The sequence below is a fragment of the Rugamonas rubra genome, assembly GCF_900114705.1.
Taxonomy (GTDB): Bacteria; Pseudomonadota; Gammaproteobacteria; order Burkholderiales; family Burkholderiaceae_D; genus Rugamonas; species Rugamonas rubra.
The window spans coordinates 1-1502 of record NZ_FOTW01000078.1 but is presented as its reverse complement, the minus strand read 5'-3'; the positions used below and the strand labels follow the sequence as shown (position 1 = coordinate 1502).

General features: G+C 60.9%; 1 protein-coding gene. It reads right to left on the bottom strand.

Annotation, left to right across the window (positions count from 1 at the left end; all coding sequences use genetic code 11):
- Positions 1-18: 18 nt before the first annotated feature.
- A complete protein-coding gene (locus BM252_RS29770; RefSeq protein WP_093391389.1) occupies positions 19-1353 on the bottom strand; it encodes an IS4 family transposase in 1335 nt (444 codons plus the stop codon).
- Positions 1354-1502: the final 149 nt, after the last annotated feature.

The window sequence follows — 1502 nt, the reverse complement described above, 5'->3', positions numbered from 1 at the left end:
CATAGGTTTATACACAAGTCACTCGGCTTCCTCGCGTAGCGCTTTTATCGTTAGTGCGGCCACGCGCACTTCCTGAATCCCCTGCCAAATCGTTTTCACTCCTGGATCGCCGTCGCCTTTTCGCCCCAAGAATCCGCCGACGCGGGCGATCAGTCGCAAGACTTCGTTCAGGGTCGGAGGTCGATCCGGCCGTCGCTCCTTCGTGAGCAGGTAGGCTCCGCGGATTTCGTCAGGATCAAAGAACAGGCCCGCGTCCAGATCCGGACAGATGCGGCCCAGGCGCATCAAGTGGGCGATGCGCCACGCCACGACCATGAACAATGCCAACGCGCGCTCGATATTGTCGATGTGGGACAGCTGCATCGCCTCGACCTTGCACGCATTTTTCAACACATGGAAGAAGATCTCAATTTCCCAGCGCGCGCGGTACCAGTCGATCAACTCGATCACCTCGTCGCTGGTGGTGGCCGAGCGGTTGGTGAGCAAACGCCATTCGATCGGCTCGACGCCGGCAGGCGCGCCAATTTCGCGCGCGATCAAGCAGGTCGCCGCGATCTTGGCGCCGTGCCGCGCCGGCAGTTCCACCCGTTTGGTCCACAGTTGCTGGCGCACCTTGCGCCCCTTCTGTTTGTCGCGCGCGCCGATGGTGAAGCTGATTTCCCCCACCGGCGCGCCATCGAGCGTGTGCGCCCACAATTTCTCGCCGTCCGGCAAAGCCCTGTCGGTCTTCGCGCGGACCAGCCAATCAGCCGGCGTGCCGCAGTCCTGGGCGTACTTCATCAACTCGATCATGTCGGCCTCGCGGTCGGCCACGTACACCAGGCGCGTCGCCGGCATCTCGGCCGCCATCTCGGCTACCCGTCCGTACCCCTCGATCCAGCGGCCGCTCTCCTTGATCCCCGGCCGCACGCCGTCGGCGTCGATCTTCTCGCGTGCCCACATCCAGGCGTCGATGACGCCCAGCGGCAACCGCTCCGGCGTGACGGCATAGGTCGGATGCACGTACATGCCGCGCTGGGCTTCATAGCTGAGTGGCCCGAGGCCTTCGATCTGCTGTCCATTAAAATTGAGTTCGGTCGTGTCCTGCAAGCACAAGACGACTGGGTGTTCGCCCATGCGCTGCTGCGTCTGGGACCAGTGCGGCGCCATGATGTCACGCCACTCGACGGCCTCGTTTTCGAGAAACCGGTACGTGGCGATGGTTTCGCCCCAGCCGTTGCACGACTTGGGGATGCTGGCCGCCGGCCTATCCGAAAAGCGCTCCATGATCTTCCTTGCGCGCCTGTCGAGGCGGGCATCCCCAAGGTAAAGTTCAGCAAATTCCACGTCCGTCCAGTGCGTCGATTCAGTCATAATTGCTTGAGGCAAAAGACAAGAGTAAACCTGAAATTTCAAGGGTTTACAACACAATTCGCAAGTGCTTGAATGTTAACGGTTTTTCCCGGCACCGGTGTTGTCTGTCGGGCATTCTTGGCGGACTGGAGATGTGTATAAACCTATGC